The sequence below is a fragment of the Acidisphaera rubrifaciens HS-AP3 genome, from assembly GCF_000964365.1.
GTDB classification, from domain to species: Bacteria; Pseudomonadota; Alphaproteobacteria; order Acetobacterales; family Acetobacteraceae; genus Acidisphaera; species Acidisphaera rubrifaciens.
The window spans coordinates 1-7,098 of the sequence record NZ_BANB01000623.1; the positions used below are offsets into that span (position 1 = coordinate 1).

Consider the following 7,098-nt stretch of genomic DNA (forward strand, 5'->3'; position numbering starts at 1 on the left):
GAGCCTCGTGCGCGCCCGTCCGGTGGATTGCCGCATCGCCGGGGCCGACCGGATGGGCCATCCGCTGGGCGTCTGCGAGGCGAGCGGGCAGCAGATCAATCGCGCGCTGGTTGCCGCCGGCTATGCGCGCGCCGACACGCCGGGGCGCGACGCGGAAGGGCTGCGCGACATCGGGTTGCAGGCGGCGGACCTGCGCAGCGACGAGACGCAGGCGCGGGCGCAGCGGCGCGGCCTGTGGGCCGGCGGCGCCGACACGAGCTGGTAGCAGAGCCGCCGCGCCGCCGCCCCCGGCCGCGTGCTGCAAGCGCGAAGGTTGCGTGTAACGCGGCTGCACAATACGTTGCCCTCAAAGCACGCCGCCGTGGCCGCCGCGATATCCATCGTCGCCGGCGCCCGGCGGTCCAACCACATCTGCAGGAGCGGCGCATGGACGGCACCAGCCACACGGCCAGCGGCAAGACGATCACCATCACCCTGGACGGGACCGACCGCTCCGTCACCCTGCCGATCGTGGACGGGACCATCGGCCCGTCGGTCGCCGACATACGCAAGCTGTACAACGCCCTCGGCATCTTCACCTTCGACCCCGGCTACGGCGCCACGGCGTCGTGCCACAGCGCGATCACCTATATCGACGGCGACGAGGGCGTGCTGCTGTATCGGGGCTATCCGATCGAACAGCTGGCCGAGCATTCAACCTTTCTCGAGGTGTGCTACCTGCTGCTGAACGGCGAGCTGCCGAAGCCCGACGAGCTGTCGAAGTTCGAGCGCGGCGTGATGCGCCACACCATGCTGCACGAGCAGCTGCGCAGCTTCTACAACGGGTTCCGCCGCGACGCGCACCCGATGGCGGTGATGTGCGGCGTCGTGGGCGCGATGTCGGCCTTCTACAACGACGGCATGAACATCAACGATCCGAACAGCCGCCGCATCAGCGCCTTCCGCCTGATTGCCAAGATGCCGACGATCGCCGCGTGGGCGCACAAGTACAACGCCGGCCAGCCGTTCATGTATCCGCGCAACGACCTCGGCTATGCGGAGAACTTCCTGTACATGTTCAACGCCGTGCCGGCGGAGACCTATAAGGTCAACCCGATCCTGGCGCGCGCGATGGACCTCATCCTCATCCTGCATGCCGATCACGAGCAGAACGCATCGACCAGCACGGTGCGGCTCGCCGGATCGACCGGCGCCAATCCGTTCGCCTGCATCGCCGCCGGCATCGCGAGCCTGTGGGGCCCCGCGCATGGCGGCGCCAACGAGGCGGTGCTGAAGATGCTGTCCGAGATCGGCCACGTGCGCGAGATCCCGGACTTCATCAGCAAGGTGAAGGACAAGAACAGCAACGTGCGCCTGATGGGCTTCGGCCATCGCGTGTACAAGAACTACGACCCGCGCGCGAAGATCATGCAGCGGACGTGTCACGAGGTGCTCGGCGAACTCGGCATCAAGGACGACCCGCTGCTCGACCTCGCCATGGAGCTGGAGAAGATCGCGCTCGACGATCCGTATTTCGTCGAGCGCAAGCTGTATCCGAACGTCGATTTCTATTCGGGCATCATCCTCAAGGCGATGGGCTTTCCGACCAGCATGTTCACCGCCCTGTTCGCCGTCGCGCGCACCGTCGGCTGGATCAGCCAGTGGCAGGAGATGATGGAAGACCCGGAGCAGCGCATCGGCCGCCCGCGCCAGGTCTATGTCGGCGCCCCGCAGCGCGACTACGTGCCGGCCGACAAGCGCTGACGGGCCGGCGGTGACAAGACGGCATCATGCGGCGTCTCAGAATCGCTGCGTGATGCCGGCGAGGACCGCCCGGCGGAGACCGTATTGCGGGGCGCCGACGCCGATCCCGGTGCCGTTCCGTACCTGATAGACGGTATCGCCGGCATTCAGGACATCGAGTCGGAGCTCGGTGGGAAAACTCAGCCCAAGCGCGATTTTCTGCACGGCAGACAGATTGACGGCGCCGTAGCACGGCAGGGCGATGCCGTTGGGAACCTGCGCTGTGGATGCGCGCAGGCCGCTCTCAACGATCAGATCGGCCGACAGGCGCAGCGGATGATCGCTGGCGCGCCAGACCGAATATGCGATTCCGCCTGATCCGGTCCAACGCTGGTCGTGATCGAGATGAACCCAGTGCGCGGCGATATAGGACAATTCCTCCGGCGCGAAGTTGAACTGTGCCGAATCGATGCCTTTCCCGATGGCGCGCGAATAGGCGAGGTTGCCGTAGAGCGACCACGGTCCATGGTCATAGCTGCCGGTCAGTTCCAGGCCCTTCACCTCGCCCTGCCTGTAGTTGAACGCCGTCAGGATAATCGGTGCGCCGAACTGGCCCTCGTCGATGAGGTTGGTCGCCTGCTTGAAATACCCGTCGAGCCCGAACGTGAGGCCTTTGATGAAGGTATGGGTCACGCCGACGTCGAAGTAGTTCGACCGTTCGGCCTTCACGGTCGAATCCTCGGTCACCGCCGGCGCCGCCGTGGTGTTGGCAAACAAGCCGATCGTCGCGTCGGAGACGAGTTCAAACGGGGGCGGCACGAAGTAGCGTGAATAGCCGGCGTGCAGGGTGGTAGTGTCGCTGGGTGTCCAGACGACGTTCAGCCGCGGACTGATCTGTCCCTCGTGGGTGTATTGGTCGACCGCGTCGAGCCGCACGCCGTAGTTCACGGTAAATGTCGGGAGGAGCCGCCACTCGTCCTGGACATAGAGGCCATACAGCCAACCCGTCCGCCCGCCCCCGTCATAGATCGACAGCGGTACGTTGGAGAGTTGCGCGCCGGCGGCGTCGGTGGCCAGAACCTGAGACGCCGTCTTGTAGGAACTGCGCTCGTCCTGCGCCAGAAAGCCTGCGCGCAGGGTATGTTTGTCGTTGATGCGCCAGGCCCTATCAGCCTGGATGCCGCCGGCGTCGTCCTCGCGACGCGCCTGTTGGGCGATGCCGTTGAACAGCAGGTCCCCGAGCGGATCGGGAGAGAAATCCAGGCTGCTGTAGCGGCCGAACAGTGACATCTGCACGTCGATCGCGTCGAGATGCTTTTGCAGCGACAGGATCGCGAAATCGGTGATCTCGCGTTGATTTTCATTGAGCGTGGCACTGTTGGCCGTCATCACGCCATAGACGTTGAGGCCTAGCGTCGGGACCTGTCCCGGATTGTTGGGTACTTGGAACTGACTGTTGACGCCGCCGAGGATCAGGCTGAGACGGGTTTGCGGATCGATGATGCCCTCGACGAACGCCAAGCCGTGGAATTGGTTGGTCGTATCGTGGAGTGCGTCATAGGTCGCCGCGGGATTTTCGATGCCCCGATCGTTGTGCAGATAGTCGCCGGTCACGAAATAATCGACCGGCCCGGACTGGCCGCCGTACGAAAAACTCGGCTGCAGCCAGTCAAAGCTTCCGCCATAGGCTGAAATCGTCAGGCCCGGATCGGTAAGTCCGGTCTTCGTTTGGATGTCGACGACACCCGCCGTCTGGAAACCGTACTGGGCAGGCAGCGCACCGGTGATCAGTTCAAGGGAGTGGGCGAAGCGGCTTTCCAGCACTTGGCCGAAGACAGACAGCCCCTCCGGCAGTTCGACCCCGTTGAGCCGGTACTGGACGTTTGCGTGATCACCACGGACATGAATTTGTCCAAAGCTATCCTGCACCACGCCCGGTGCCTGAAGAAGGACCTGATTGAGCGGGGCGTTGTCTCCCTGCGGCAGGGTTTGCAGCGCCTCCGGCGAGAAACTGTAGGTCGAGGCACCCAGGCTCGGCTGTATCTCGTCACGGGCCCGGTTGAGTTGCTCCGCGACGACGTCAACCGTCGGCAGCGTCGTGGTTTCGGTGTCGGGCGGAACCTCCGCCGCTTGCGCCAGCCCGGCAATGACGCCGATCCCTGCCACGCTCGCGATCATCCCCCGCCAACGCCAGCCCCCCATCCGCCCGCTCCCTGCATGTTATGTTATAACATAACATTCCGCGGCCAGACACAAGTGGTAGACGCGTCCAACTCCTGGGACGAAGGGTTAAGCCGCCCGGCGGACCGCCGCGCGCGGTGCCAGGCGGAACATCGGCGCGTGGTCCGGCGCGGTGGTGATCACCGGGCGCGGAATCACGGGGCGCCCGTCGGCCAGCGTGATGTCAAAGGCGCGCACGACGCAGGCAAGACCCAGCACCGCCTCGGCCAGCGCGAACTGCGCGCCCACGCACACGCGCGGACCAATGCCGAACGGCAGATAGGCAAAGCGCGCCGGCGGCGGGCCCATGAAGCGGTCCGGGTCGAACGCCTCCGGCGCGTCCCACAGGCGGCGGTGGCGATGCAGCACCCAGGGCGAGATCAGCACCGTGGCGCCGGCGGGGATGTCGAGGTCGCCGGCCCGGTCCGCCGCGCGGGCCATGCGCGCGATGGTGTAGGCGGGCGGATACAGGCGCAGCACCTCGTTGACGACGGCGCGCGTGCAGGGCAGCGCCGCGATCGCCTCCTGCGCCGTCGCGGGCGACAGCGGGGCGGCGGCGGCCTCGGCCGCGACGCGGGCCTGCACGTCCGGCGCCTGCGCCAGCAGCCACAGCGACCAGAACAGCGTCAGGCCGGTCGTCTCGTGCCCGGCGATGATCATCGTCGCGGTCTGATCGCACAGGGCGGCGCGGGAGAACCCCTCCCCCGTCTCCGGGTCGCGGGCGAGGCGGAGCGCGTCGAACAGGTCCCGCGGCGGATCGGCCGGCGGCTGCGCGAGCCGCGCGCCGATCAGCCCGTCCATGAAGCGCATCCAATGCGCGCCGAAGCGGCGGCGGAAGAAATCATGCGGGCTCGGCACGCCCGGCGGCAGCAGCATGTCGAGCGCATAGGGCCGCGCCAGCCGCTCCGCATACTGCATCAGCAGCCGCCGCATCTCCGCGCCGTGCGCGCGCATCTCCAGCGAGAACATCGAGCGGCCGGCGATGTCGAGCGCCATGTGCTGCATCGCGGTCAGCAGATCGACGCCGCCGCCGCCCCGTCGCGCCAGGGCGGCGACCGTCTCCTCGGCCCCGGCGACGATGTGGGCGGCGAGCACCGGCATCATGCGCGGCGCGAGCGCGGGGGCGACGGTGCGGCGTTGCAGCCGCCACGCCTCGCCCTCGGACAGCAGCAGGCCGTTGCCGATGATCGGCGACAGGATGCGCCGGCCGGCCGGCGTGCGCGCATAGTTGTCGGCATTCGTCATCAGCACGCGCTGGATCGCCTCCGGCGCGTTGACGATCATGCTGACGCGGCCAAGCTCGCGGCGCGTGACGGTCCATTCCTCGTAGGCGGCGCGGGTGAACATGTCGAGCGCGTTGGCGCGGATCGCCCGCAGGAAGGCGAGGAAGCCGAGCGGCGCCTCCGGCGGTTGCGGCACGTGCGGGACAAACACGTTCATCGGACATTTCTCCCTGACGGGCGCATCGGCGATACTGCGCCGTAGCAGGAACAGGCGGAACGATCGACATGAGTCTGAAAGGCCAAGCCTACATCGTCGGTGCGTACGAGCATCCGACGCGCCGCGCGCCCGACAAGTCGGTCGCCCAGTTGCATGCCGAATGCGCGGCCGGCGCGCTTGCCGATGCGGGACTGACCAAGGACGACGTGGACGGCTATTTCTGTGCCGGCGACGCGCCCGGCATGGGGCCGCTGTCGATGGTCGACTACATGAACCTGCGCGTGCGCCATATCGACGCGACCGATATCGGCGGCTCGTCCTATCTCATGCTGGTCGCCCACGCCGCCGAGGCGATCGCCGCCGGGCGCTGCAACGTGGCGCTGATCACGCTGGCCGGACGGCCGCGCAGCGAGGGGATGGCCACCGGCACCGCGCCGCGCCAGGGCAGCCCGGCGCAGCCGGACATGCAGTTCGAATACCCGTTCGGCCCGACCGTGACGAACCTCTATGCCATGTGCGCCATGCGCTACATGCACCAGTTCGGCACCACCAGCGAACAGCTCGCCTGGATCAAGGTCGCGGCGTCGCATCATGCCCAGCACAACCCGCACGCCATGCTGCGAAACGTCGTCACGGTAGAGGAAGTGGTCGCCTCGCCGCTGGTCGCAACCCCGCTGCACCGGCTCGACTGCTGCGTCATCAGCGACGGCGGCGGCGCACTGGTGGTGACGCGGCCGGAAATCGCCCGCCGGCTCAACCGGCCGCGCGTGCGCGTCATCGGCGCGGGCGAGGCGGTGAAGGGCCAGCTCGCCGGCGACGTGGACATCACCTACAGCGGCGCCCGCTTCTCCGGCGCGGCGGCGTTCGAGATGGCGGGCGTCAAGCCGGCCGACATACGGTACGCGTCGATCTATGACAGCTTCACCATCACCGTGCTGATCCAGCTGGAGGATCTCGGTTTCTGCGAAAAGGGCCAGGGCGGGCGGTTCGTCGCCGACGGCAACCTGATTTCCGGCGTGGGGCGGCTGCCGTTCAACACCGACGGCGGCGGGCTGTGCAACAACCACCCGGCCAATCGCGGCGGCATCACCAAGGTGATCGAGGCGGTGCGGCAGCTGCGCGGCGAGGCGCATCCGGCGGTGCAGGTGCGCGACTGCGCCCTCGCCCTCGCGCATGGCACGGGCGGGCAGCTCGGCACCCGGCACGGCAGTGCCACGCTCATCATGGAACGGGAGTGACGACGATGGCCGCAACAAGCGCCGCGCGCGTGCCGGGTTTCGTCGGCACGCCCGACAGCAACCCGGAAAACGCCCCGTTCTGGCAGGCCTGCACCGAGGGACGCCTCCTCCTTCGCGCCTGCGAGGCGTGCGGGCGGGCGCACTGGTATCCGCGCGCGATCTGTCCGCACTGCTTCAGCGACCGCACCGTCTGGCGCGACGCCGCCGGCACCGGCACGATCTATAGCTACAGCCATGCCGTGCGGGCCGAGGTGCCGTATGTCATCGCCTATGTCACGCTGGCCGAGGGGCCGACGATGCTGACCAACATCGTCGAGTGCGACCCGGCGGCCCTGAAGATCGGACAGGCGGTGCGCGTGACCTTCGTGCCGACCGAGGGCGGGCCGCCGGTGCCGATGTTCACGCCCGCCTGATGGGCTGACGCCCGCTTTGCCGCCGCCGGCCTGCTGTCCGTAAACCGTGAAATGATCACGCAGAT

At 67.6% G+C, this 7,098-nt stretch carries 6 protein-coding genes; 4 read left to right on the top strand and 2 right to left on the bottom strand.

Annotated elements, in window-relative coordinates; translation table 11 throughout:
• A partial coding sequence (locus B8460_RS15505; RefSeq protein WP_048862516.1) for a thermonuclease family protein occupies window positions 1-265 on the top strand: 265 nt, incomplete at its 5' end.
• Window positions 266-426: 161 nt separating this feature from the next.
• Window positions 427-1,743 carry a citrate synthase gene (gene gltA / locus B8460_RS15510; protein ID WP_048862517.1) on the top strand — a complete coding sequence of 439 codons (1,317 nt, stop codon included), beginning with the start codon at window positions 427-429 and terminating at the stop codon, window positions 1,741-1,743.
• Between the two features lie 36 nt (window positions 1,744-1,779).
• Here the strand turns inward: gltA and B8460_RS15515 are convergent, their stop codons facing one another.
• Together B8460_RS15515 and B8460_RS15520 are read right to left on the bottom strand one after the other, a co-directional pair.
• On the bottom strand, window positions 1,780-3,924 hold the full coding sequence (locus tag B8460_RS15515) for a TonB-dependent receptor (RefSeq protein WP_148360640.1): 2,145 nt from the start codon (window positions 3,922-3,924) through the stop codon (window positions 1,780-1,782).
• An 87-nt stretch (window positions 3,925-4,011) separates the two neighbouring features.
• Window positions 4,012-5,382, bottom strand: coding sequence for a cytochrome P450 (locus tag B8460_RS15520; RefSeq protein ID WP_048862518.1), 1,371 nt, complete (start codon window positions 5,380-5,382; stop codon window positions 4,012-4,014).
• Window positions 5,383-5,450: 68 nt separating this feature from the next.
• Here B8460_RS15520 and B8460_RS15525 point away from each other — a divergent pair, with 68 nt between their 5' ends.
• Both B8460_RS15525 and B8460_RS15530 read left to right on the top strand, forming a co-directional pair.
• The gene (locus tag B8460_RS15525; protein WP_048862519.1) at window positions 5,451-6,620 is read left to right on the top strand and encodes a thiolase domain-containing protein; all 1,170 of its coding nucleotides are present in this window, start codon (window positions 5,451-5,453) and stop codon (window positions 6,618-6,620) included.
• Between the two features lie 5 nt (window positions 6,621-6,625).
• Window positions 6,626-7,033 (top strand): Zn-ribbon domain-containing OB-fold protein, encoded by a 408-nt coding sequence (locus B8460_RS15530; protein WP_048862521.1) that lies wholly within the window; start codon window positions 6,626-6,628, stop codon window positions 7,031-7,033.
• The last annotated feature ends 65 nt before the right edge of the window (window positions 7,034-7,098 follow it).

What these genes read in the sequence shown, in the direction of transcription:
- gltA (WP_048862517.1), top strand. Translation starts at nt 427, where the DNA reads ATGGACGGCACCAGCCACACGGCCAGCGGCAAGACGATCACCATCACC.
- B8460_RS15515 (WP_148360640.1), bottom strand. Translation starts at nt 3,924, where the DNA reads ATGGGGGGCTGGCGTTGGCGGGGGATGATCGCGAGCGTGGCAGGGATC.
- B8460_RS15520 (WP_048862518.1), bottom strand. Translation starts at nt 5,382, where the DNA reads ATGAACGTGTTTGTCCCGCACGTGCCGCAACCGCCGGAGGCGCCGCTC.
- B8460_RS15525 (WP_048862519.1), top strand. Translation starts at nt 5,451, where the DNA reads ATGAGTCTGAAAGGCCAAGCCTACATCGTCGGTGCGTACGAGCATCCG.
- B8460_RS15530 (WP_048862521.1), top strand. Translation starts at nt 6,626, where the DNA reads ATGGCCGCAACAAGCGCCGCGCGCGTGCCGGGTTTCGTCGGCACGCCC.